17 protein-coding genes and 1 pseudogene are annotated in these 24,676 nt (G+C 54.1%); 10 read left to right on the top strand and 8 right to left on the bottom strand.

Features of this window, described 5'->3' with window-relative positions; translation table 11 throughout:
- Window positions 1-271: 271 nt before the first annotated feature.
- The 3 genes and pseudogenes from betT to CSTAT_RS03080 all read left to right on the top strand — a co-directional run bounded on the left by betT (window position 272) and on the right by CSTAT_RS03080 (window position 5,562).
- On the top strand, window positions 272-2,449 hold the full coding sequence (gene betT / locus CSTAT_RS03090; protein ID WP_083640630.1) for a choline BCCT transporter BetT: 2,178 nt from the start codon (window positions 272-274) through the stop codon (window positions 2,447-2,449).
- 17 nt (window positions 2,450-2,466) lie between these two features.
- Window positions 2,467-3,954, top strand: coding sequence for an aldehyde dehydrogenase family protein (locus CSTAT_RS03085; protein ID WP_075722430.1), 1,488 nt, complete (start codon window positions 2,467-2,469; stop codon window positions 3,952-3,954).
- A gap of 53 nt (window positions 3,955-4,007) precedes the next feature.
- Window positions 4,008-5,562: pseudogene (locus CSTAT_RS03080) on the top strand (GMC family oxidoreductase).
- A 34-nt stretch (window positions 5,563-5,596) separates the two neighbouring features.
- Here CSTAT_RS03080 and CSTAT_RS03075 read toward each other — a convergent pair.
- Together CSTAT_RS03075 and CSTAT_RS13580 are read right to left on the bottom strand one after the other, a co-directional pair.
- Complete coding sequence (locus tag CSTAT_RS03075) at window positions 5,597-6,712, bottom strand: Cj0069 family protein (RefSeq protein ID WP_075722429.1); 1,116 nt, start codon at window positions 6,710-6,712, stop codon at window positions 5,597-5,599.
- A 101-nt stretch (window positions 6,713-6,813) separates the two neighbouring features.
- Complete coding sequence (locus CSTAT_RS13580; RefSeq protein ID WP_169833251.1) at window positions 6,814-7,035, bottom strand: hypothetical protein; 222 nt, start codon at window positions 7,033-7,035, stop codon at window positions 6,814-6,816.
- A gap of 41 nt (window positions 7,036-7,076) precedes the next feature.
- Between CSTAT_RS13580 and CSTAT_RS03070 the strand changes: the two genes are divergently transcribed.
- The 3 genes from CSTAT_RS03070 to CSTAT_RS03060 all read left to right on the top strand — a co-directional run bounded on the left by CSTAT_RS03070 (window position 7,077) and on the right by CSTAT_RS03060 (window position 10,644).
- A complete protein-coding gene (locus CSTAT_RS03070) occupies window positions 7,077-7,946 on the top strand; it encodes a sulfurtransferase (protein ID WP_075722428.1) in 870 nt (289 codons plus the stop codon).
- Window positions 7,947-8,181: 235 nt separating this feature from the next.
- Window positions 8,182-9,957 carry an ATP-binding protein gene (locus CSTAT_RS03065; protein WP_075722427.1) on the top strand — a complete coding sequence of 592 codons (1,776 nt, stop codon included), beginning with the start codon at window positions 8,182-8,184 and terminating at the stop codon, window positions 9,955-9,957.
- A gap of 117 nt (window positions 9,958-10,074) precedes the next feature.
- A complete protein-coding gene (locus tag CSTAT_RS03060) occupies window positions 10,075-10,644 on the top strand; it encodes a GNAT family N-acetyltransferase (protein WP_075722426.1) in 570 nt (189 codons plus the stop codon).
- Between the two features lie 76 nt (window positions 10,645-10,720).
- Here the strand turns inward: CSTAT_RS03060 and CSTAT_RS03055 are convergent, their stop codons facing one another.
- From CSTAT_RS03055 to prpD, 4 genes are all read right to left on the bottom strand, one after another.
- Window positions 10,721-14,152 (bottom strand): pyruvate carboxylase, encoded by a 3,432-nt coding sequence (locus CSTAT_RS03055; protein WP_075722425.1) that lies wholly within the window; start codon window positions 14,150-14,152, stop codon window positions 10,721-10,723.
- A 459-nt stretch (window positions 14,153-14,611) separates the two neighbouring features.
- Window positions 14,612-15,760: a bifunctional 2-methylcitrate synthase/citrate synthase gene (locus CSTAT_RS03050; RefSeq protein WP_066792556.1), complete on the bottom strand. Its 1,149-nt coding sequence runs from the start codon at window positions 15,758-15,760 to the stop codon at window positions 14,612-14,614.
- 10 nt (window positions 15,761-15,770) lie between these two features.
- Window positions 15,771-16,700 (bottom strand): methylisocitrate lyase, encoded by a 930-nt coding sequence (prpB, locus tag CSTAT_RS03045; RefSeq protein ID WP_066792555.1) that lies wholly within the window; start codon window positions 16,698-16,700, stop codon window positions 15,771-15,773.
- Window positions 16,701-18,212 (bottom strand): 2-methylcitrate dehydratase PrpD, encoded by a 1,512-nt coding sequence (gene prpD, locus CSTAT_RS03040; protein WP_066792554.1) that lies wholly within the window; start codon window positions 18,210-18,212, stop codon window positions 16,701-16,703.
- Window positions 18,213-18,392: 180 nt separating this feature from the next.
- Here prpD and CSTAT_RS03035 point away from each other — a divergent pair, with 180 nt between their 5' ends.
- From CSTAT_RS03035 to CSTAT_RS13420, 4 genes are all read left to right on the top strand, one after another.
- Window positions 18,393-19,715, top strand: coding sequence for a short-chain fatty acyl-CoA regulator family protein (locus tag CSTAT_RS03035; RefSeq protein WP_066792553.1), 1,323 nt, complete (start codon window positions 18,393-18,395; stop codon window positions 19,713-19,715).
- Window positions 19,716-19,762: 47 nt separating this feature from the next.
- The gene (locus CSTAT_RS03030; protein ID WP_075722424.1) at window positions 19,763-20,539 is read left to right on the top strand and encodes an Ltp family lipoprotein; all 777 of its coding nucleotides are present in this window, start codon (window positions 19,763-19,765) and stop codon (window positions 20,537-20,539) included.
- A gap of 176 nt (window positions 20,540-20,715) precedes the next feature.
- Window positions 20,716-21,519, top strand: a complete 804-nt coding sequence (locus CSTAT_RS03025) for an Ltp family lipoprotein (protein WP_075722423.1) — start codon at window positions 20,716-20,718, stop codon at window positions 21,517-21,519.
- A gap of 480 nt (window positions 21,520-21,999) precedes the next feature.
- Window positions 22,000-22,650 (top strand): hypothetical protein, encoded by a 651-nt coding sequence (locus tag CSTAT_RS13420; RefSeq protein WP_156845085.1) that lies wholly within the window; start codon window positions 22,000-22,002, stop codon window positions 22,648-22,650.
- A gap of 45 nt (window positions 22,651-22,695) precedes the next feature.
- Here CSTAT_RS13420 and CSTAT_RS03015 read toward each other — a convergent pair whose 3' ends face one another.
- Both CSTAT_RS03015 and CSTAT_RS03010 read right to left on the bottom strand, forming a co-directional pair.
- Window positions 22,696-23,037 carry a hypothetical protein gene (locus tag CSTAT_RS03015; RefSeq protein ID WP_066840324.1) on the bottom strand — a complete coding sequence of 114 codons (342 nt, stop codon included), beginning with the start codon at window positions 23,035-23,037 and terminating at the stop codon, window positions 22,696-22,698.
- Between the two features lie 188 nt (window positions 23,038-23,225).
- Window positions 23,226-24,653 carry an NAD(P)H-quinone dehydrogenase gene (locus tag CSTAT_RS03010; protein WP_075722422.1) on the bottom strand — a complete coding sequence of 476 codons (1,428 nt, stop codon included), beginning with the start codon at window positions 24,651-24,653 and terminating at the stop codon, window positions 23,226-23,228.
- Window positions 24,654-24,676 lie beyond the last annotated feature (23 nt).

The following is a 24,676-nucleotide window of genomic DNA, read 5'->3' as shown; positions in this document are numbered from 1 at the left end:
TTTGGCAACCATGAGAATCTTCGACGTTTCTTTGAGCGCCGCTTTCCGTTGAAGCACAGCTCGGAAGATTCCCGTCGGTATTATTGCGCTATCAATCTGCAGGCATACCTAGCTACCGGATTGAAAAATTTTCTTGGTATTATATAGGTTTTCCCTCGGGAATGCCGCCAAAATATAAAATATATCTATTTTTGCTTCAGAGCTAGAAACCCCCTACCGTAGTACGAGTGCCTGCGCAGGTATTTTCATGCAAAAGGATTACGGAGGTTTCATGGCATACCTTGCCAAGTCTCATTCAAGAGACACTTCTGAGGATCCGACAAGTACTGGTTCTTCAGACGAATTCAAGCATTCAACTGTCAATAAGCCCGTATTTTTCATAACTGCGGGCCTGATCATTGCTTTCGTCCTGTGGGCTTGGATAGCTCCGGGGCAGGCAGAAACAGTGATTTTCGGCTCCATGAACTGGATTGCTGCGAATCTTGGCTGGTACTACATCCTCACCGCGGGGATCATCGTACTTTTCGTCATTATCATCGCCCTCGGCCGAGTGGGCGATACCCGGCTCGGACCGGATCATTCTCGGCCCAAATATCGGATGTTCACTTGGGCATCGATGTTGTTCGCCGCCGGTATCGGCGTCGACCTGATGTTCTTCTCCATCGCGGGGCCGGCAACAAATTTTCTTACGCCGCCCGAAGCAGAACCGCTCTCGGACGAAGCCGCCCGCATGGCAGCGATTTGGACCATGTTCCACTACGGTATTCCGGGATGGGCCATGTATGCGCTCATGGGCGTTGCCCTGGGGCTTTTCGCGTATCGCTACCATTTACCGCTGAGTATTCGCTCAGCGTTGGCTCCCATCTTCGGCAAACGCATCCACGGTGCGACCGGTAATGCTGTCGATATCACAGCAACGTTGGGAACCATCTTTGGTATTGCCACCTCCTTGGGAATCGGAGTTGTCTTTCTCAACTACGGTCTTTCGGAGCTCTTTGGTCTTCCCACAAACGCTACTGTGCAGGTTGCTCTAATCGTTTTGGCGGTAGCTATCACAATCTTCTCCACCGTCTCCGGTGTTGATAAAGGTATTCGCCGGCTCTCCGAGCTCAACGTGTTGCTCGCGCTCGGTCTGCTGCTGTGGATCTTGATTACCGGCAAGACCGCTGAGCTGCTTGGCCAGCTGGTTCAAAATATCGGTGATTTCTTCAGTCGCTTCCCCGGCATGCTGCTCAATAATTTCGCTTATACAGAGGGAGCGCCCGGCTACCCAGCCGAACAGTGGTTGGGTGACTGGACTCTGTTCTTCTGGGCGTGGTGGATGGCGTGGGCGCCATTCGTAGGTCTGTTCCTCGCGCGTATTTCGAGGGGACGCACGCTGCGTGAATTCATCTTCGGCGTGCTCATCATTCCATTCGGATTCATCCTGCTGTTCGTGTCCATCTTCGGCAACGCAGCGCTGTCTTACTTCCGGGCAGGCGATGACGCCTTCCTCCAGGAAGCTGTCGACCTCCCCGAATCAGGTTTCTTCAATCTACTATCGCAGTACCCGGGTGGCACTGTGCTGATCGCTATCGCAGTATTCGTCGGCATGCTCTTTTACATCACTTCGGCAGATTCCGGTTCCCTGGTCATGGCCAATATGACCTCGAAGGCATCGCTACGCGACTCCGATGGCGCACCGTGGCTGCGCATTGTGTGGGCGGTTATTACTGGTGCTCTTACTTTAGTAATGCTGTTTATTAACGGTGTCTACACCCTCCAGGCGGCGGCCGTGTTGATTGGTCTGCCATTTTCAGTGGTGATGTACCTGCTCATGGCGAGTGTGCTCAAGGCGCTGCGTGCAGAGACCCGCAGCCTTGATTCCAGGCTTCAATCCGTGGCTCTAGCAACCCGCGGTACTGCCGCCGGCACGGAACCGCTTCCGTGGCAAGAGCGTCTTGCCGGCCGCATGGCATTCCCCGGGCCGGAGGAAGCGCGGAAGTTCGTTGAAGAGACCGGTACCCCAGCCGTAGCGACGGTTGCGCTTGAGCTTCGTGAGTTAGGCGCGGATGTCACGCTTTCTCAAGGTGAATCTGCAGAAGACGGCATGCCATTTGTTGATGTAACAGTGAAGTTCCCCGAACAAGAAGACTTCAAGTATCAGCTGTGCCCTGTTATGCATGCCACCCCAGCGTGGGCGCCGAACCATGACGAAGAAGACAAAAGCTATCACACGGTGGAGGTCTTTACCGCCCGCGGCACCCGTGGCGTCAACGTCATGGATTTCACAAAAGAGCAGGTCATCGCAGACGTTGTCAGTTCCTATGAAACCCACCTCACCTACATGGCCATGGGTGGTACCGCGGGCACGTCCTTTACCGGTGTCGAAGCCGAGGCCCCCACGGAGTGGGATGGAACAGGTACCGTCGATTCCGAGCTAACGGAAAATGACACTAACTCTAACTAGGAAAGTGAGTACTGAAATTGTCTAAGAATCAACATTTCATTAATGGTGAATGGGTGGACTCCATTTCCGGCGCCACTCGTACGATCACCTGCCCTGCCAACGGAGAATTCGTTGCCGAGGTAGCCGAGGGCGGCAAAGAAGATGCAGAAAAGGCCATCTTGGCAGCACGCGAGGCATTTGAATCTGGCGTGTGGTCCGGTGTTGCAGCTTCCAAGCGTGGCGATTTCCTAATCAAGGTGGCTGAGGAAATCGAACGCCGCAAAGATGAATTCGCCCGCGCAGAGGCACTTGATACCGGTAAGCGTCTTGTTGAAGCCGAAGGCGATATGGACGATATCGCTAACTGCTTCCGTTACTACGGCAAGATCGCTGATTCCAACCCAGGCCGGATCGTTGATGCCGGTGACCCTACGGTTCTATCCCGCGTAGCTTATGAACCAATGGGGGTCTGCGGCATGATTACGCCGTGGAACTTCCCACTGTTGCAGGCTTCATGGAAGATTGCACCAGCGCTGGCAACGGGTAATTCATTTGTTATTAAACCTTCAGAACTCACGCCTTCAACCACGTTGTTGATTGCTGATGTTCTGGATTCCCTTGGTCTTCCAGCTGGTGTAGCAAACGTAGTTATGGGCGACGGCGCCAATGTCGGCTCGGTGCTTTCCTCCCATCCCGAAATTGACCTTATCTCCTTTACCGGTGGTTTGGAGACCGGCAAGAAGATTGCAGAATCCGCGGCACAAGGCGTAAAGAAGGTAGCTCTCGAGCTTGGTGGTAAGAACCCAAATATCGTCTTCGCTGACGCCGATTTCGATGCCGCCGTGGATAATGCGCTCAATGCCGGATTCCTGGATTCCGGACTGGTGTGCTCCGCTGGTACCCGCCTGATTGTTGAAGAATCCATCGCCGAGAAATTCGTCGATGAGCTCGTACGCCGCGCTGAAGGCATTGTCATGGGTGGTCCTTTCGACGAAAAGGCAGAAACCGGTCCACTCATCTCGAAGCAGCACCGAGACAAGGTCACTTCCTACGTCGAGCGTGGCGTCGAAGCCGGCGGACGTCTGCGTTGTGGCGGTCACTGGGGCGGAGATGAACTAGCCGACGGCTACTTCTATGCCCCAACTGTTATTGACCAGGTCAAATCCGATAACCCTGCTGTGCAGGAAGAAGGTTTCGGCCCTGTCATCACAGTGGAAACCTTCAAAACTGAAGCTGAAGCCATTGCTCTGGGCAATGACACCGATTATGGATTGGCCGGCGCTGTGTGGTCTTCCAACCAGGGCACAGCACACCGCGTTTCTACCAAGTTGCGCCACGGCACCATCTGGATCAATGACTACCACCCCTACATGCCACAAGCTGAGTGGGGTGGGTTCAAGATGTCCGGTGTAGGCCGAGAATTGGGACCATCGGGGCTTGAGGAATACCAGCAGTCAAAGCACATCTATCAAAACACTGAGCCTGCGGTCACGGGTTGGTTCCCAGATAAGACCAGCAGCAACTAAGCAAGACCAAGCAAGACCAAACAAGAAAAGCAAAGACCGAAAAGGAGAATTTAATGGCTGATCAGAAGGACTATGACTACATCATCGTTGGTGGTGGATCGAGTGGCGCCGCATTGGCTGCTCGTCTGAGTGAAAACCCTGACGTGACCGTCGCCCTTCTTGAGGCTGGCCCGCACGATTCAAAGCATGATGAGGTGCTCACACTCAACCGCTGGCCAGAATTGCTGGAGTCGGGGCTCGACTGGGACTACCCCATCGAAAAGCAAGAAAATGGCAATTCTTTCATGCGCCACTCCCGCGCAAAGGTGCTTGGTGGCTGTTCCTCCCACAACTCATGCATCGCTTTCCACACTCCTGCAGAAGACATTGATCTCTGGGAGAAGCTTGGTGCAACCGGCTGGAACCGCGAGAATGTGCTTCCTTTGATTAAGAAGCTAGAAACTAATGACCACGAGGGCGAGCAAAATGGCCATGATGGTCCGGTCAACCTCATGACTGTTCCGGCAACTGACCCGGTTGGCGTCGCTGTTCTTGATGCCTGCGAAGAGGTCGGCATTCCGCGTAAAGAGTTCAACAAGGGAGAAACCGTCAAGCACGGTGCAAACTTCTTCCAGATCAACTCGAAGCAGGATGGCACCCGCTCGTCTTCATCTGTGTCCTATCTTCACCCAATTGAGGGCCGTGAGAATCTAGATATCCTCACCGATATGTGGGTTTCCCGCATTGTTCGACGAAGACAACAACGCGACTGGAATTGAATACCAGCGTGATGTTTTTGGCCGCCGTGCAGTTCTCAACGCAAAGCGTGAGGTCATCATTTCTGCTGGCGCGATTAACACGCCTCAGCTGTTGATGCTCTCCGGTATCGGCCCAGCTGAACACCTTAAAGAGGTTGGCATTGATGTGCGTGTTGACTCTCCTGGTGTTGGTTCTAACCTGCAGGACCACCCAGAAGCTGTCATCAACTTTGAAACCACGGTTGACATGGTTTCTGACTCAACTCAGTGGTGGGAAATCGGTATTTTTACCCAGATCGACCAAGACACCGATCTGCCGGATTTGATGATGCACTACGGTTCCGTGCCTTTTGATATGCACACCCTGCGTCAGGGTTACCCAACCGCAGAAAATTCTTTCGCGCTCACGCCTAACGTGACCCACGCGCGGTCCCGTGGCACGGTGCGTCTTCGCTCGAATGATTTTCGCGATAAGCCAGCTGTCGATCCTCGCTACTTCACCGATGAGGAAGGCTACGATATGCGCATTGCGGTCGAAGGCATCAAGCTGGCCCGCAAGATTGCGTCGCAGTCAGCGCTTGCCGATGTAGTCAAGCGTGAGCTCTCCCCTGGTCCGGAGGTGCAAACCGATGAGGAAATCGCCGACTACATTGCGAAGACCCACAACACGGTTTACCACCCAGCGGGCTCCTGCCGCATGGGCTCGGCTGACGATGACATGTCGCCACTAGATCCTGAACTGCGCGTTAAGGGCGTCAACCGTCTACGTGTGGCCGATGCCTCCGTCATGCCACAACTAGTCGCTGTCAATCCGAACATCACTTGCATGATGATCGGCGAACGCGCAGCAGAATTAATCAATAAGCAGTAGGAGCTAAAGCAACTTCGCTCTTTACTGCATTTCGTCAGTGGCTCAAAAGGAGTTCTTGTCCGTCGTGACCACCACGGTCGCCGTGGGCAAGAGCTCTTTCTTTTTCTTCAACGCGCGAAATAGCAATAGCCGCGATCTTTTCCTGGATACCCATGTCGAGCTCCGAGGTAAAGCCCACACACGAGCAGTTGATCTCTCCAAGGACATAGGTGTCATGGCCGTCGGCGGCATCGGCAAGCATGAAATCAGCAGTCCAGACCAACGGAATATTGTCTCCGCCGAGCTTTTCGGCGATAACCGGGCGTGCCGCGGCGAACATCTCCACCAACTCCGGCCAGGCTTCAGGACTGTCGTAGCTATAGGTAGCGCCAGAGAACAATGTAGCAGAGAAGTTATCGCCGCCTTCTGCGGGCTTTTTGTGTACAACGAATACTGGATCGGGTCCTACGAGCAGGATGCGAATTTCGCCTTCGACGATGCGCGGCATAAAGCGCATATCCACCAACATGCCGTTATCACCGATAATGTAGCGGTCACAGAAATTCATGAACTCTCCAAGCTGGCGAATTTCCGTGTGATTATCCACTGCCTCGGTGCATTTGAGTTCCGTATCCAGCGGCAACGGGGTCCCTGGCACGATGCTCGCGGCGAGTTCCTTGTCTTCAATCTGCACGCGCCATATACCACTGCCAGTGGAACCCCGGTTTTGCTTCAGAACACGTTCGCCATATGACAAAGAGATAGGAAAGGTAGCGTGGAATGTTTCCACGTCGTAGTATGCCGCGGTATCTGATGGAACCAGGGCGGTCTCGTTGAGCTTGACCAAAGCATCTTTCGCGCCATAGGCCATCATCTCTTCGGGAGTAGACATCCCCACGAGCCCTGCTTCAGAAAGCCGAGTGAGCAGTTCGAAGTAGACCTTTTCGCCGCTGGGGATATTGCCGGGATTGACGCGGGAGATATAGGCATCGAAGTTTTCTGAAACATAGGTGAAGATGTCTTCGCTCCATTCTGGGCGGAAATACACGACCTCCGCGTGCCAGCCGGCATCCAGAATGGAATTGACGATCGGCATGGTGTCTTTACGGTGACCGTTGAAATATTTGTCCGATCCGCCTTCGACTTCGAAAACCACAATTGCTTTGTGCATGGGGAAACACTCCCTTCAAGGGCTAGTGAGGAAAAGTGATAAGTAGCGGGTACTGCCAAGGCTCATCACTTTTAGCCGCACCCTCCCTAGAGAAAAGTAGTCTATGAAAGAGTGTTGTGTGCACTTAGAACGGCTGCGATTTTTATGGGGGTAACCACTGCCTTTAGCGTGATAGGAATTAAGAAAATCAAGGTCAGATAAAGATTTTTCAGCAAGCGCCAAACTGCGTCAATGAGCATGCGTGATTTGCTGTAGCCGATACCACATTTTGCCATCCCAAGTGACCATTCAAGGCCGAGCACTGTAATATTGAATCGACGCATTGGAGCACATGAAAGTATCCCCCGAAAGAAAGGCCGCCAACGTGACCGAATTTGATCCGCACCCTCCTTTTCAGGATTATGCACACCCCGGTCGCCTGGTATCAGCACCATGGCTTTCCGCACGTTTAGGCATCAAGGGACTACGTGTTATTGAAGTTGACGAAGATTCCCTGCTTTACGATATCGGGCATATCCCTACCGCCACGAGGATCAACTTCCATACTGAACTATTAGATCAAAATACCCGCGATGTCGTGGATTCCGCGGGATTTGCTAACTTAATGCGCTCTAAAGGCATCAAGCGCGATGACACCATTGTTATCTACGGTGATAAATCCAACTGGTGGGCTGCTTTCGCTCTGTGGATCTTTGAGCTTTACGGCCATGGGGACGTTCGCCTACTCAATGGTGGTCGTGACTCCTGGATGGCCGAAGAGCGCGATACCTCCTACGCGGTTCCAGACTTCCCTGAGTCGGATTATCCAGAGACGCCACGCAATGATGCGGCGCACCGCGCGTTTGTCGCGGAGCTCGTCGACAAGCAAGCAAACCGGGCGCTGATTGATACCCGTAGCGCCGAGGAATTCAATGGCGAGCCGACTGTCTTTTCCACCAATGGCGACTCCCAGTACGGCACGACTTTCCGCCACGGACATATCCCGGGCGCTACCCACATCAAGTGGGACACAGCAACGTATCCCAATGCCACCTTCCGCCCCTTTGCGGAACTGGAAAAGACTTACGCCGACCTGCGTTCTGCTTCTGAAGTAATTCTGTACTCTCACGTCGGCGCGCAGGCTGCCCATACGTGGTTTGTTCTGAAGTTCCTCCTGGGCTTCGACAATGTTCGGAATTATGACGGCTCGTGGGCTGAGTGGGGCAACATGGTTCGCATGCCCATCGAGAAGTAACTGAGAAGTAACCGAGAAGTAAAGCAAGCGGTTTTGCACCTCTGAATCTCGGCCGTCAAGGCCCTTTGAGCCAGATGTAACCAAAGACACGCCCGTATCCGCAAGCATTTGCGCAGGTACGGGCGTTTTCAATATGGTTTGTTGCGAAAAAGCAAAATATGACGGTATTCTCATGTTTCTGTGTGTAAGAATAGTTAGAGTTCAAAGTAGTTATGTTTAGGAAGGTCTATTAGCCGTGGCAGTTGAATCCCGAAAGATCACCAAGGTTCTGATCGCCAACCGCGGCGAAATCGCGGTCCGCATTATTCGCGCCGCCCGCGATGCCGACATCGCGTCAGTGGCTGTGTACGCAGAACCGGATGCAAATGCACCATTCGTAGAGCTTGCGGATGAAGCATTTGCCCTTGGCGGTCAGACTTCCGCAGAGTCTTACTTGGCCATTGACAAGGTGTTGGATGCCGCGCAGAAGTCAGGAGCAAATGCCGTCCATCCGGGATACGGTTTCTTGGCTGAAAATGCAGAATTTGCGCAAGCTGTAATCGACGCGGGCCTGATTTGGATCGGCCCATCACCACAGTCCATCGCAGATCTGGGTGACAAGGTCACTGCACGCCACATTGCTGAGCGCGCAGAAGCACCGATGACCCCAGGAACCAAGGACCCAGTGGCAGATGCTGCTGAGGTAGAGGCTTTCGCTGAAGAGTTCGGTTTGCCTATCGCTATTAAGGCAGCTTTCGGCGGCGGTGGCCGCGGTATGAAGGTTGCTTATGAAAAGTCTGAGGTTGCAGAGCTTTTCGAGTCCGCAACGCGTGAGGCAATTAGTGCCTTCGGCCGCGGCGAGTGCTTTGTTGAGCGCTACCTGGACAAGGCACGCCACGTCGAGGCTCAGGTACTTGCCGATCAGCATGGCAACGTCATTGTTGCTGGTACCCGCGACTGCTCCTTGCAGCGTCGTTTCCAGAAGCTCGTCGAAGAAGCTCCTGCCCCATTCTTGACCGATGAGCAGCGCGCCTCCATTCACGAGTCCGCAAAGCGTATCTGCCGCGAGGCAGGCTACTACGGTGCCGGCACCGTGGAATACCTGGTCGGCTCCGATGGCCTCATCTCCTTCCTCGAGGTCAACACCCGTTTGCAGGTAGAGCATCCAATCACTGAAGAAACCACCGGCTTGGACCTGGTGCGCGAGCAATTCCGCATCGCTGAAGGCCAAGAGCTGCGCATCAAGGAAGACCCTGCCCCACGTGGCCACGCTTTCGAGTTCCGCATCAACGGTGAAGACGCAGCCGCAGGCTTCATGCCAGCACCAGGTACTGTCACCCGCTACGAAGAACCAGCTGGTCCTGGCGTCCGCGTCGACTCCGGTATGCGCGTGGGCTCTGTCATCGGCGGTCAGTTCGACTCCATGCTGGGCAAGCTGATTGTCTGGGGCGAAACCCGTGAAGAAGCACTTGCTCGTTCGCGTCGTGCCCTTTCCGAGTACAAGGTCGAAGGCATGCCTACGGTTATTCCTTTCCACCAGGCAATTACCGCAGACCCTGCGTTCATTGGTGATGGCGAGAGCTTCGATATCTACACCAAGTGGATTGAAGAAGAGTGGAAGAACGAAGTACCTGCGTACGTCGACCCAGCTGAAGCTGCCGAAGAATCTGACGAGCTGCCAGCACAGAAGTACGTTGTTGAAGTAGACGGTCGTCGCGTCGAAGTCGCTTTGCCTGGCAACTTGGTTGTTGGTGGCGGTGCAGCTCCACGTAAGAAGTCCAAGAAGCGCCGCGGCGCTGGTGCCAAGGCCGCTGTCTCCGGTGACACCGTAGTAGCGCCAATGCAGGGCACCGTCATCAAGGTCAACGTCGAAAACGGCCAAGAGGTTGAAGAAGGCGAAGTTATCGTTGTTCTGGAAGCCATGAAGATGGAAAACCCAGTCAAGGCACACAAGTCCGGCATCATCTCCGACTTGGCTGTTGAAACTGGTTCCCAGATCAACAAGGGCAACCCAATCCTCGAGATTAAGTAAGCTGCACTAGCTTCTTAGCAAACGCATCAAGCTGCAGGCACCGGATATGGTGTGCTGCAGCTTTTTGCATCGATAAGCACGTGCGAATACCCCCTCACTCTGGTTATGCTCGAGGATATGGATCTCAGCAATGTAAATGACACGCAGCTTCGTGTTCGGCTTGCCCAGGAAGAAGACCGTACCTACTTATTGCGGCTTTTGTATCTCACTTCCGTCTTTGGCGATGAGAGTGCCGCGCTGCCGCAGTCCCATATCCCGGACGTTGAACGGTATGTAGATGATTGGTCGCCGCTTGTCGATGGCGGGGTCATCGCCGTATCCGACCACGAGGTACCAGCGGGTGGGGCCTGGTTGCGCTATTTCACCGGGGAGAACAAGGGTGCGGCGTTTATGGGTGCGCAGCAACCTGGCGCTGACCCGCATGATGAAAACTTGTGGGCAACCGCGTTCGATCCGGAAACCATTCCGGAGCTATGCATCGCTGTGGAACGCCGTTATGCAGGCAAAGGTTTGGGCGAGATTCTGTTAAAAAATGTTGTCGACCTTGCGCGCGCACAAGATGCCCCGGCTATTGCACTGTGGGTAGATTCGGAAAATCCGCGCGCCCGTAAGCTCTACGAAAGCGCCGGCTTTGAAGACATCGCTATTCCTAACGCCGCACCAGGGGCGATGATCAAGTACTTCTAATTCGTATCCAGAGCATGAAAATGCCCTCTGCTTCCCTAAATATGGGAGGCAGAGGGCTTTTATGTGCGACTAGCGTCTAGCTGATAACAGCGATGAGGTCGCCGCCTTCAACCTTGGTAGCTTGCGCGATAGCAACGCGCTCAATCTTGCCGTCCTTGGTAGCGGAGATGGATGCTTCCATCTTCATCGCTTCAATGACAGCAACCTGATCGCCGGCCTTGACTTCGTCGCCCACCTGCACTGTTGGGTTGACCACACCGGAGAATGGTGCGGCGACATGGCCGTCATTCTTCGTGTCGGCCTTTTCCACCGTGGAGGTTACGGACTCAACAGAGTTGTCGCGGACCTTCAGCGGACGAATCTGCCCGTTGACATTCAAGATGACTGAACGCAAGCCCTTTTCATCTGGTTCGCCGACTGCATCCAGACGCACAACCATCTGCTTCAAATCAGCACGATCGTTAGAACCTTCTGGGAAGAGGTGGATGATGCGCTCTTCGCCCTCGTTGAGGCCGTAGAAGAAGTCAGCATCGTTCAAAGCTTCCGTGTTGCCGTAGTGGCGACGGAACTCATTGAACTCATCCCACTGCTTCGGGAACAGCAAGCGGTTAAGCGCAGGGCGACGCTCTGCGGAATCATCGGATTCGAGGTGAGCGGCTTCTTCTGCAGGAACATCGGAAAGCTGAAGCTCACCGTTGCGGCCCGACAAGATCTTATCGCGCAACGGTGGCCAGCCACCTGGAGGAGTACCAAGCTCGCCGCGGAGGAAGGCAATAACCGAATCCGGGATATCATACTTGGTTGGATTCTCTTCAAAATCAGCTGGCGCCACACCTGCACCCACAAGGTGCAAGGCCAAGTCACCAACAACCTTGGACGATGGGGTGACCTTGGTTGGGCGTCCCAGCATCTCGTTGACGGCTGCGTAGTTGTCCTCAATGACCTCGAAGCGATCCGCCAGGCCCAGAGCCGAGGCCTGCGCGCGCAGGTTGGATAGCTGACCACCTGGGATCTCGTGCTTGTACACACGCCCGGTAGGGCCAGGGATACCGTTTTCAAAAGGCGCGTACAGCTGACGCACGGCCTCCCAGTAAGGCTCCATGTTCGAGATTGCTTCCAGCTCGATCTGGGTATCACGAGGCGTGTTCGCAAACGCGCCGACGATGGCCGAAAGCGATGGCTGCGAGGTCGTACCTGCCAGCGGTGCCGAGGCACCGTCGACGGCGTCTGCACCGGCCAATGCTGCTGCGTAGTAGGTCGCCAGCTGGCCACCAGCGGTGTCGTGAGTGTGTACGTGAACTGGCAAGTCAAAGTTCTTACGCAGCTCGGTCACAAGAGTCGCAGCGGCATCTGGGCGCAACAGACCAGCCATATCCTTAATCGCCAGCACGTGTGCACCGGACTTGACGATTTCTTCCGCCAAGTTCAGGTAGTAATCCAACGTGTAGAGCTTCTCATTCGGATCGCTCAAGTTACCGGAGTACGCCATCGCAACTTCGGCGACGGTGGTGTTAGTCTCCAGCACCGCTTCGATGGCTGGGCGCATCTGGGAGACATCGTTAAGCGCATCGAAAATGCGGAAGACATCCACGCCAGACTTCGCTGCCTCCTGCACGAAAGCGCGGCACACGCTATCTGGGTATGGCGTGTAGCCCACCGTGTTGCGGCCACGCAGCAACATTTGGATATTCACGTTTGGCATAGCCTCACGCAGAAGGTCGAGACGCTGCCATGGATCCTCGAAGAGGAAACGCATGGAGACGTCGTAGGTCGCGCCGCCCCAGGCTTCAACGGAGTACAACTCTGGGGTCAAACGCGCGACGTGCTCAGCTGCGGTCACCAGCGCGGTACCGCGCACACGCGTTGCTAGAAGCGACTGGTGGGCGTCACGGAAGGTGGTATCGGTAACGGCCAGCGCGTCCTGGGAGCGAATCTTCTCCGCGAAGCCCTTTGGTCCCAGCTCCAGCAATTCATCACGTGAACCGCGTGGCAGATCGATATTTTGGCGGTCGATCTTTGGCAGCTTATCGAAAGGACGAATATCCGTTGGACGCTTGCCATTTGGCTTATTGACCGTGATATCAGCCAAGTACTCCAAGATGCGGTCTTGCTCATTGGATGCAGGAGGAGCCTTCAGCAGATCTGGGTGGCTGTTGATGAAGCTGGTGTCAATCCGCTTGGACACAAAGTCAGGCTCACGCAACAGCGCGCGCAAGAAACCGATGTTGGTAGCAACACCAGCGATGTTGAATTCCTTAAGGGCACGGCGAGTACGCTGCACGGCCTGCTGGAAATCCTTGCCACGGCAGGTCATCTTCACCAGCAAAGAGTCGAAGTTCGGCGAGATTTCCGCACCCACGGAAGTCGCACCGTCCAGGCGGACACCAGCGCCACCTGGAGAACGGTAGGCGGTCAGGGTGCCGGTATCTGGACGGAAGCCGTTATTAGGGTCTTCGGTGGTAATGCGGCACTGCAACGCAAAGCCATTGAGCTTGACGTCTTCTTGGCGCAGATCCAAGTCTTCCAAGGTCGCGCCAGCGGCGATCTGCATCTGGGACTTTACGATATCGATGCCGGTGACCTCTTCGGTCACGGTGTGCTCTACCTGCACGCGCGGGTTCATCTCAATGAAGACGTGGTTGCCGCGCTCATCGACCAAGAACTCAACGGTGCCAGCACCCTTGTAGTTGATGTGCTTACAGAAATTCACCGCATCCTGGCAGATGCGGTCACGCAGCTCGGGGTCCAAAAATGGCGCCGGAGCAATCTCGACAACCTTCTGGTGACGACGCTGCACCGAGCAGTCGCGCTCAAATAGGTGCATGACATTGCCTTCGCCATCAGCCAGGATCTGCACCTCGATGTGTTGTGGCTTAATTACAGCAGTCTCGAGGTACACGCGACCATCGCCGAAAGCTGCTTCAGCCTCACGGGAGGCTTCCGCGACACGCTCTTTGAATTCCTTCTCATTTTCAATAAAGCGCATGCCGCGGCCGCCGCCACCGGCTAGAGCCTTCGCAAACATCGGGTATTCAAAATCCTTAGACGCAGCGAAAAGCTCGTCCACGTCAGTGGACGCGACGGAGTCGTGCAGGGTTGGAAGACCAGCCGCGGTGGCCGCTTCAACTGCTGCTGCCTTATCGCCGGTGAGATCCAGCGTGTCCGCGGACGGGCCGATAAAGGTAATGCCTTCAGCATCACAAGCGCGCGCAAGTTCGGCGCGTTCGGACAAGAATCCATAGCCGGGGTAAATAGCGTCCGCGCCTGACTTTTTAGCAGCGCGAATGACTTCATCAATGTTGAGATAAGCCTTAACAGGCTGTCCCTCAACACCAATGCGAACTGCTTCATCCGCAAATGCGCGGTGGAAGGAGTTACGGTCTTCACGCGGATAAATAGCAACAGTCTTTGCACCGGTCTCATATGCGGCACGGAATGCACGAACTGCAATCTCGCCGCGGTTTGCGACCAGAATCTTCTTAAACGATGGAAGCGCGGAATCGACCACGGTTACATGTCCTTTCCTAAAGCCAGCAAAATTAAAGTACCGCGAAACTGGATTTTTCTTTGTTCACCAGTTTCTTACCGGGGTGGTGGTTACGCAGTACCAATCGTGCTGACTGGGATGAATAAGAGCATCTCCTAAACACAGACGCATCTAGGGTGACGTCCATAACTATACGTCTATTGGTGGCTCCACAAAACATTTTCGCAAAATTGAATTCTAGCTACCTTATGTGGATGTGGATTTACGTCCATGACCGGCACACTAGTTTTCCGCTGCCACCGGACACAGAAGCCTCAACCAGCAGATTGTGGACATTGTCGTACGACATCTCGCTTATCTACGGCATGGCTTCGCCGCATGTCAAGCCCGTAAACAAGAAGCGAACCCCGTACTTAACAAAATTTGCCAAATACGGGATTTGTTCCGCTTCTTAAGCCAACCGAGTCTTTAACAAGGGTTTTAGAAGGAGCGTGGAGGAACCGAACGCTGCTCTTCGCCTACATAAGCAGACAGCGGACGGATGAGGGAATTGTTTTCATTTTGTTCCACGATGTGCGCAGTCCAGCCGGTAATGCGCGCCATGACGAAGATTGGCGTGAAGAACTCAATTGGGAAACCGAGGATGTAGTACGCAGGACCCGCTGGGAAGTCCAGGTTCGGCTTGATCTTGATGGAGGTATTTTCCTCCATCGTCTTAGCCAAGATGTCGTAGATTTCTACCCATTTGGTCTGGCCATGCTCTTCTGCCAATTCCTTAAATGCCGCTTCCATGGTTGGCACGCGAGAATCGCCCTTTTTGTAGACGCGGTGACCAAAGCCCATTATCAGGTCCTTGTTGGCGAGCTTTTCTTTCGCCCAGGCTTCAGCTTTCGATGGGTCGTCGATCTCCAGCATATTGTGCATGACGGCCTCGTTGGCACCACCATGCAACGGGCCCTTGAGCGCGCCGATAGCAGCCACTACTGCCGAGTAGGTATCGGACATGGTCGAGGTCACTACACGGCCAGTAAATGTCGAGGCGTTGAAAGAGTGCTCGGCGTAGAGAATCAACGACTTATCAAAAGCTTCGATATCGGAGCGGGAATTCGCAGGCGATCCCTCCTCATCACCGAAGACCATCCACAGGAAGTTTTCTGCAAACCCCTTCTTGCGTGAAGGCTCAATGTAGCCTTTGCCCTGGCGGCGGCGAATATCCAACGCGACGATCGTCGGCAGCTTGGCCATCAGCTCCAGCGCCGAGTGGCGCACATGCTCTGAGTTGCGTGTGTAGGCATCTGGGTCTTGGGCGCCGATAAACGAAACTGCGGTGCGCAGCACGTCCATCGGGTGGCAAGACAGCGGCATGGACATCACCAGGTCGATGAGGTGGCGGTCGAGGTGGCGCAGGGCCTTTTCACGCGCAGAGAAGCGGATGAGGGATTCTTGCTTGGGTAAACGGCCATTCCACAGCAGGTAGGCTACTTCCTCAAAGCTGCAGTAGCGCGCCAGCTCTTGGACCGGGTAGCCACGGTAGGTCAAAGAGTTGGTCTCTGGGACAACCTTGGACACGGCGGTTTCATCAACGACGACGCCGTAGAGGCCCTTGCGGATTTCTGGGGTTTCAGACATGGTGTTCTCCTTAAAAAGTAGGCTTGTAGTTTTCTTGGGAGTAGGTAAAGACGGACTGGTCGAAGTCGTTATATTCCTGATAGCGGACAAGTTCATACAGCCGGGAGCGGTGCTGCATGCGGTCTAGCCATTCTTCGGATTGCAGCCCTTCTGACTGCATATCGCGGAGGAATTCTTCGGTTGCCCCCATCGCCACGCGCAAGGTGGATACCGGCCAGATAACCGCGTTATAGCCAAGGTCCTGGATTTTCTGCGCCGAGAGCAGCTTGGTCTTACCGAATTCGGTCATATTGGCCAGCAGCGGGATATCAACGGCCGCGCGGAACTTCGCGAAGTCTTCTTCGGTGTACAAAGCTTCGGTGAAAATCATGTCCGCGCCAGCATCGGCATAAGCCTTAGCGCGTTCGATGGCTTCCTCAATACCGTGGATACCGGCGGCGTCAGTGCGCGCGCAGATGATGAAATTCTCATCGCGACGTTCATTGACCGCGGCAGTAATACGGCGCACCATCAAATCGGTCGGCACGACTTCCTTGCCATCAAGGTGCCCACAGCGCTTGGGATTGACTTGATCTTCCAAGTGGCAGCCCGCCAGTCCGGCATCTTCTAGCGTGGCGATGGTCCGTGCGGCGGACATGGGCTCACCGAAGCCGGTGTCGGCATCGACAAGCACTGGCAAGTCCGTAACCCGCGCAATCTGCCCGGCGCGCTGCGCAACCTCGGTCAAGGTAGTCAAGCCAATGTCGGGAAGGCCCAGGTCATTAGCTAACACCGCGCCGGAGATGTACACGCCTTCAAAGCCGCCGATGTCCTGGATAAGCCGGGCGGTCAGTGGGTTGAAGGCCCCCGGAAGCTTGGTTAGCTCGGAGCTTTCTAGCGATGCACGAAACTCCGCGCGCTTCTGGGCATTAGATTTCGTAGAGCCAAATAGGCCTGCCATTTAGAAAATCCCTTCTGGAGTCTGCGGTGCCTGTGCAAGCGCTTCATCGGTCAGCCGGACGTTGAGCTCACGCAGGTCGCTTAAGTTCTCAACATTTTCAGCCGCTGCCAAAAAGCGGTCTTGCTCTTCGGGGGACACAAGACCATCAGCAAGCGTGCGGAACTTAGCGATGTATTGCTCGCGCGCAAAGGGACGTGCACCAAATGGGTGGGCATCGGCCACAGCCATTTCATCTTCAATAACCGTGCCGTCCTTGAAGGTAATGACCGCCTTGGCACCAAAGGCCTTCTCATTCGGGTCATGGGAGTGGTAGCGGCGGGTCCACTCGGCATCTTCGACAGTGGAAACCTTGTGCCACAGCTCAATGGTCTCCGGGCGATTCGCACGCTCTGGCGCGTAGGAATCCACGTGGTGCCAGGTGCCATCTTCCAGAGCTACGGCAAAGATGTACATGATGGAGTGATCTAGGGTCTCACGCGAGGCATTCGGATCCATCTTTTGCGGGTCATTCGCGCCGGTGCCGATGACATAGTGCGTGTGGTGCGAGGTGTGCAGGACGATGGATTCAATATCGGCGGTGGCAAGCCCCTTGTCTGCCAAGGTGGCCTTCATGCGTCGCGCTAGGTCAATCGGTGCCTGGGACTGGTATTCCGCAGAGTGCTCCTTGGTATAGGTCTCCAAGATGGCGCGCTTTTCCTCGCCTGCCTCAGGCAGCGGCACGGTGTAGGTGCGCTCTGGCGAATGCAGCATCCAAGCAATGAAGCCATCTTCACCTTCCCAAATCGGAGCTGGTGCACCTTCCCCACGCATGGAACGGTCAACGGCTTCGATCGCCATCTTGCCTGCGAACGCTGGCGCGTAGGCCTTCCAGGAAGAAATTAAGCCCTTGCGGGACTGACGCGTTGCCGTGGTGGTGTGCAGCGCCTGGCCAATAGCTTGGTAGATGGTATCTACATCCAAATCCAGCATGGTGCCCAGCCCCGCTGCAACCGATGGGCCAAGGTGCGCCACGTGGTCAATCTTCCACTCGTGCAGGCAAATACCTTTCACGAGATTGACCTGAATTTCATAGCCGGTAGCAATACCGCGCAATAGCGCCTTGCCATCAAGGCCCTTGTGCTGCGCTACGGCCAGAATCGGCGGGATATTATCGCCGGGGTGTGAGTAATCCGCGGCCAAGAAAGTATCGTGGAAGTCCAACTCACGCACGGCAGTGCCATTAGCAAGCGCTGCCCACTCCGCGGAGTAGTTGCCATCGACGCCAAAGACGGTCGCGCCGCCTTCTGCCACCTCATGGCCTTGTGCAATCACACGCGCGGAAGTTACTGGACGGCGAATCACCGAAGCCACCGCAACCGATGCATTATCAATGATGCGGTTGATGATCATGTCTTTGGTTTCTTGCCCAACCTCAACCGGATCGGCCGCCACCTGAGCAATCTTGTAGGCCAAGTGCTCCTCAAGTGGGAAGTCTTCTGCTGACTTATGGGTACGTACTGAATGCTCGATCATTTCGCTTTTACAAGTCCTTTTCTTCAAACACGTCCAATATATGAGCTACCCATCACACTAGAGATTAGCCAATGACCTACGCCATAGGCTGGGCTTGTGTAATAATGTGGTGTTAAATTGTAAAACTTGCAAAACTTGCGTAACCCGCAGGTACTACAGGGTTTTGAAGAAAGGCATGCGATGAGCAAACACTATGCGGGGGCAAGGATCCATGCACTGCGAAAGACTCATGGACTCACCCAGGTGGAGATGGCCAAGCAGCTTAACCTTTCCACCAGCTACCTCAACCAGCTGGAAAATGACCAGCGCCCTCTCACTGTTACCGTGCTGATTCAGCTGGCCGAGGCATTCAATGTTGATAGCACCTATTTTTCTTCTGATAAAGACCTGCGCGTCGTTAATGAGCTGCGTTCTTTATTTCCCACGGTAGAAGATGACACTCTGCATGATTTAGCCGCCCGGTTTCCGGAGCTGATGCCGAAGTTGGTGTCTGTTGCGCAAACGGATCCGCAGGAAGAACCGACTTCTCCGCTCGATATGGTGCAGAAATTCTTCTTTGAATCACATAACTACATCCATGAATTAGATGTGTTGGCAGAAGAACTCGCGGGGAAATTGGGCGATAAAATCTTGCGCCTTAATCACTTGGCTAACCTGCTGGACCGTGAATTTGATGTGCACACGCGCTTTGGCCGCTCCGCGCAAACCGAGCGCCGCATCTTTGAAGCTTCCTCGCGTGAGCTGTCATTACGTGCAGGGCTTTCCGATGCCCAACTGACCTTCCAACTAGCGATGCAATATTGCCTTCTCGCCTACCCCGAAGTCTTGGATAACCTGGTGCACGAACTTCCCACAGGTCTCGCCAGGCAAACTGGGCGCTATGGGCTCGCGCAGTATTTCGCTGCTGCGGTCACGCTACCGTATACAGAATTTTTAGAGACTGCAGAAAATACCCGCTATGACATCGACCGGATTGCATCGATCTTCGGCACAGGTTTTGAAACCACCGCGCAGCGCTTAACGACGCTTCAGCGCCCCGGTGCGCGTGGCGTGCCATTTGTGTTTATCCGCACTGACCGCGCAGGCAATATCTCCAAACGCCAGTCTGCGACGTCTTTTCACTTCTCCCGCACTGGCGGTTCCTGTCCGTTGTGGGCAATTCACCGCGCTTTCGAGACGCCGAACCGCATTACCCGGCAGGTCGCCACCATGCCCGATGGGCACACGTATTTATGGATTGCACGGCATGTGCAAGGCCAGGTGAAATCCTTTGGCACCCCACGCAAAGAATTCGCAGTGGGGCTTGGCTGCATGATCTCGCATGCCGATAAGCTCATCTACTCCGATGCGCTGAACCTCTCCCCTGCCTCGGCTACACCTATCGGCCCGGGCTGTACGATTTGTCCGCGTGAGGCATGCCCGCAACGCGCCTTCCCACAACAGGGCCGCGAGCATGCAATTAATCTCAACACCACCTCGGATACGCCGTTTGATCTAGCGTAGAATCAGCATCTACTAAAGTTTTTACTCATCTCCCGCGGAGGAATCTTATGTCCGGCCCAAACTATGAGCAGCAGCCACAGGCGGATTATTCCACCCAAAGTTATGCCGAATACCAAGAATCTCTCAAGCAGAATGCGGTGTTTGCCTCCGACCGGAAGCCAGAGAAAAAGCAGAAGAAATCCGGCGGGAATCGAAATAAAATCATTGCTATTGCTGCCATGGTGATTGTTATCGGCGGCGCCATTGGTTTTAACAGCGTGTGGGATTCAGAGATGGATGAAAAAGTCCAGGATGGCATTACTGATGGAATCAGCGGTGCCATCGAGGAAGGTAGCAACCGCATCAATGAGCTCAATGCATCGACCGATGGAGAGTTAGCCTTGGTCGCTGCCCGCGAAGCACTTGAGCAAGGTCATTATTCTGAATCCGAGCTCGCCGAATACCTCACCAGCCCATATGGCGAGGTCTACACTGACCAAGCTGCGCAATACGCACTGGATAACATCGATGCCGATTGGAATGCCGAAGCCTTAGAGTCCGCCGAAAGCTATCTGCGACACAGTCACTATTCCTATGAAGGTTTGCACCACCAGCTCAGCGCTGAGTCAGCAGATAACTTCACTGATGCCCAGGCGCGGTATGCGGTAGATAACGTCGAAGCCGATTGGGATGCCGAGGCCGTTGAAGCCGCCGAATCCTACTGGAGCAATGACAATATTGATATAACCCCTGAGGAGTTGCGCGATATTTTGGTCTCCGATACCATCGGCCGGTTTACCGACCAGCAGGCAGACCACGCGTTGGCAGAACTGAGCATTTCTTAAGGCCTGTTCGAACACCGGCAGGTGCTTCTACCTGTCCCATTTCGAATGGTTAGCACATAAATTCTAGCTCGTCTCAGGGCATTGTCTAGCGCCTTTGACATCATAAGTGACGTACCCAAGCAGTAGCTGCATGAGTACCTATTCCCTCCCTATCACTTATCAAAGGATGTCTTAGTATGTCTGGCTCCCAGCCCAACCCCTATGGGACCTTTCCCCAGGATTCCCAGTCCCCTAATTTCGCCCCGCAAGACTCCGCGAAACCTAAGAAGAAAAAGCGCGGCTTTCTAAAATGGGGCGTCGGTATCGTTGCAGTCGTTGTTCTCTTCAGTGCTTTTACCAACAATGATGATGACGATGACGCAGCCACCACCACCGCCGATTCCGCCGATACCAACAAGAGCGTCGACTTGGTTGCCGAAGCAGAAGCCGAAACCGAACCAGACGCCGCAGCTGGCGCAGACGCCAACGCAGACACCGCAGCAGAAACCCCTAACTCTGATGCCGCTGGTGTTGACGACAATGTCTCTAAAGAATTCCAAAATGCGCTACGTTCCGCCGAGCGTTACTTGGACTTCAGCTCCTTTTCGTACCAGGGTCTCTATGACCAGCTGACCTCCGAATACGCCGATGCGTACCCAGCCGATGCAGCCCAATACGCCGTGGACACTGTCACCGTTGATTGGAACGAAGAAGCTCTAGAATCCGCAGAGAACTACCTTGAGTTCAGCCACTTCTCCTACCAGGGGCTCTACGACCAGCTCACTTCTGAATACGGCGAGCAGTTCACCCCCGAACAAGCGCAGTACGCGGTAGATACCGTTGACGCAGACTGGAACGCCGAGGCTGTTGAGGCCGCTGAAAGCTACCAGGAACTCATGCCAATGTCGGGTACTGAATTGCTCAACCAGCTCACCTCTGATTACGGCGAGAAGTTCACCCCGGAGCAAGCTCAGCACGCCGTCACTGCAGTTGGCCTCTAGCAAAACTAGCATCCCACCTGAACAAGGTCTTCTCTGAACACCATTCTCGCCGAGCAGCATTCACATTTAGGCGAGGCGTCAATCACCTACATTTTAAGCATTGGTACTTTCGTACACCGGCAATATCTGATCTGGCTCCGCAACTACGTTGTTGGAGCCTTCCCCTATCCCTAATTTCATTCATAATGGAATACTAATAAACACTTCTGTACTTTCCCCTTAATAATGACGCAAACCGCTCCCCCGCGAACGGTCATATGCTCGGAGTGGAGAGGTCCACCCAACGACAATTTCGCAATTAGCGCGTTGTAGTCCACGCTAGTAGTGACTTCCATAGCAAGCCAAGGAATCCACACTAAACAATTGGATACTACGTGTTGCTCACTACAGTGGTAGGAACCGATAAGTTTGCTCAAATTGGCTCGATCTCGTGCTTAAATAGAGATTCAAATCTCCCTACCGGTTTAGGAACCATTACGCATGAAAAGAACTCTCGCGTACGCGATCACAATCCTCACGATATTGTCTTTTACTACGCCTTTAGCAACTGCTAAAGAGACCCCTGAAGTCACAGCTCCTCTCATACTGACAGGCGATACGCCCTCTCCAGAAGAGTTTAATCAGCTGGATTACGACTTCGATTTCACAGTCGAAATACCTGCAAATGACGATCCAACGGAACCGGATAATGCTGATCCGACTGCCCAACAAAGCGACCAAGATCTGCGACACAAAGTTCCGAACTCCTATCCGTCGGAACAGTCTGCTCGTGCCAATTTGACCACGAAAGCTGGAGTCGTGCCTGTTCGGTGTAAAGGATCACTTGATACGCCTCATCACTCTCACCATGTTCCTGGCACAGTAAATTCCCAGGCCCGAATCACGTGCCAGGTCCCGCTTCCCGAAATCGATGGATTCGTTCGTCTCATCCGTGATAATAAAACAAGCAAGACGAGTACTGGCCCTCGGGTCTTGCATAAGAAATCTTGGAAAGAAAACGTATCCATGCGTTGTGACGGAAAGAAGCACCACTACAAGGCATCGACTTATATCAACTGGATCGCGCCCTTCGGTGCACGGCCTCAAACAGGAACCGCTTCATATGTCAAACAAGCATATGTTGTCTGTTAAGCCCTTTTCTGGACTTTCGAATCCTTCCCAAAAATGGAAGAGATATCAAACCGTGAATTCGAAAAAGTCATCTTCACGATGCTTTTCTCCTTCAGGATAGTCGCCATAAACTCGACTTAGCTGGGCAACAGACGGTTCGCGAGATACCTTGGGATAAGCCATCAGATATACCGCGATAATACGGCCCTTCGCTTGATCTTTTGCCCAAGAGATCACTTCACACGCGTCTTCTGCTCCTTCGACTACGACATAATCCTGGATTAAGTATTTCCAGTCGAATTCTTGCTCCTCAACTTCCCTCCAGAAAAAGACCATGTAGTCAGGAAGTTTCTCTTTCTCATCGTTCGGAAGTCTAAATGCTTCAATATCAGGTCGAATCACATGCATATCGCCAGTCTACGGTTTCTTTCAGTAGGGAATCATAGATAAGTGCTTTCAAGGCCACTGTATTTCACAGGCAAATAGAAAATCTTAGAGAATCCTGGGGTCACTCGCACATTTGTGATCTGTACTTGAGGACACTGGATCTCTAAGAATTTTCTTTTAGTTAGCAACTTGAGCAGGCGATCGAGAACCTACTCCAGATCGTCGTGGGCAACGAGGCGGCGGGCCGCCTCAGTGATGGTGCCGGACAGGGATGGGTAGACAGCCATCGAGTCAGCCAGCTGGTTAACAGTCAGCTGGTTGGTCACGGCAACGGCAATAGGCAGAATCAGCTCGGAAGCAGTTGGTGCAACGATAACGCCACCGATGACGCGGCCAGAGGTCGCGCGGCAGAACAGCTTCACAAAACCGTGGCGCAGCGAACGCATCTTCGCGCGAGGGTTGGTTGACAGCGGCATCACGACGGTACGCGCAGCAACCTCGCCGGCTTCGATTTCCTTCTGGGTAAAACCAACCGCAGCAATTTCCGGACGGGTGAACACAGCAGTTGCAACAGTCTTCAGGCGCAGTGGGGAAACACCTTCGCCCAAAGAGTGATACATCGCAATACGGCCCTGCATCGCAGCAACAGAAGCTAGCGGGAACAGGTCAGAACAGTCACCGGCAGCGTAGATACCTGGGATATTGGTACGCGATACGCGGTCGACCATGATGTGGCCAGAAGGTGCGGTTTCCACACCGACGTGCTCCAAGCCAAGCTCAGCCGTAGAAGGAACCGAACCAATGGACATCAGAGCATGCGAACCGTAAATCTCACGACCATCGGTGGTCTTGACTACAACGCCGCCATCTTCGGTGCGGGTGACGGTATCAACGCGGCAGTTCTTTTCCAGCTCTACGCCGCGCTCTGCCAGAACCTTTTCCAATACATCTGCAGCATCGGCGTCATCGTGCGGCAAAATACGATCGCGGGAAGCCACCATAGTGACCTTCACGCCCAGCTCAGCAAAGGCGGAAACAAATTCCGCACCGGTGACGCCAGAACCAACAACGATGAGATGTTCAGGCAGCTCAGTAATGTCATAGACCTGCTGCCAAGTCAAGATACGTTCACCATCAGGCTTTGCCCCCGGCAGTACGCGTGGCGTCGCACCAGTGGCAATCAAAACCAGGTCTGCATCTAGGACTTCTTCATGTCCATCGTCGTTGTGGGTAACGGTAACCTTGTGCCCACCGCTGGAAGCCGGTACCTGGTCCTTGTCAAAGCGTCCACGGCCATCAATGATGCGAACACCGAGTTCCTCAGTACGTGCCCGCACATCATCGGACTGGCGGTTAGCAAGTGCCGTCACGCGCTCATTAAGCGCTTGCAAGGCCACCTCAGTGTTGGAAAAGCCTCCGCTAAGCCCCATATCATCAGCACGGCGGAGGTCAGTCTTAATATTTGCGCCCGCAATAAAAGACTTAGAAGGAACACAATCCAATAAGATACTTGCGCCGCCCATGCCCTGATCTTCAACGACAGTAATATCTGCACCATACTTGGCGCCTGCCTGCGCGGCTTCATAACCGCCCGGGCCACCGCCGATGATAACAATGCGCTTTTGGTGCTCAGCCATGTTTAACCGACTCCTTTAAAAGT

It is taken from the genome of Corynebacterium stationis (assembly GCF_001941345.1).
Lineage (GTDB): Bacteria > Actinomycetota > Actinomycetes > Mycobacteriales > Mycobacteriaceae > Corynebacterium > Corynebacterium stationis.
Note: the sequence above shows the minus strand (reverse complement) of the source record. Positions and strands in the feature narration are given on the sequence as shown.

Bases quoted from the DNA above. Each gene is read 5' to 3' on its own strand.
- CSTAT_RS13580 (WP_169833251.1), bottom strand. From the start codon at position 7,035: ATGCGTCGATTCAATATTACAGTGCTCGGCCTTGAATGGTCACTTGGG.
- betT (WP_083640630.1), top strand. From the start codon at position 272: ATGGCATACCTTGCCAAGTCTCATTCAAGAGACACTTCTGAGGATCCG.
- CSTAT_RS03030 (WP_075722424.1), top strand. From the start codon at position 19,763: ATGTCCGGCCCAAACTATGAGCAGCAGCCACAGGCGGATTATTCCACC.
- prpD (WP_066792554.1), bottom strand. From the start codon at position 18,212: ATGATCGAGCATTCAGTACGTACCCATAAGTCAGCAGAAGACTTCCCA.
- CSTAT_RS03050 (WP_066792556.1), bottom strand. From the start codon at position 15,760: ATGTCTGAAACCCCAGAAATCCGCAAGGGCCTCTACGGCGTCGTCGTT.
- CSTAT_RS03035 (WP_066792553.1), top strand. From the start codon at position 18,393: ATGAGCAAACACTATGCGGGGGCAAGGATCCATGCACTGCGAAAGACT.
- CSTAT_RS03015 (WP_066840324.1), bottom strand. From the start codon at position 23,037: ATGCATGTGATTCGACCTGATATTGAAGCATTTAGACTTCCGAACGAT.
- CSTAT_RS03060 (WP_075722426.1), top strand. From the start codon at position 10,075: ATGGATCTCAGCAATGTAAATGACACGCAGCTTCGTGTTCGGCTTGCC.
- CSTAT_RS03075 (WP_075722429.1), bottom strand. From the start codon at position 6,712: ATGCACAAAGCAATTGTGGTTTTCGAAGTCGAAGGCGGATCGGACAAA.
- CSTAT_RS03025 (WP_075722423.1), top strand. From the start codon at position 20,716: ATGTCTGGCTCCCAGCCCAACCCCTATGGGACCTTTCCCCAGGATTCC.
- prpB (WP_066792555.1), bottom strand. From the start codon at position 16,700: ATGGCAGGCCTATTTGGCTCTACGAAATCTAATGCCCAGAAGCGCGCG.
- CSTAT_RS03010 (WP_075722422.1), bottom strand. From the start codon at position 24,653: ATGGCTGAGCACCAAAAGCGCATTGTTATCATCGGCGGTGGCCCGGGC.
- CSTAT_RS13420 (WP_156845085.1), top strand. From the start codon at position 22,000: ATGAAAAGAACTCTCGCGTACGCGATCACAATCCTCACGATATTGTCT.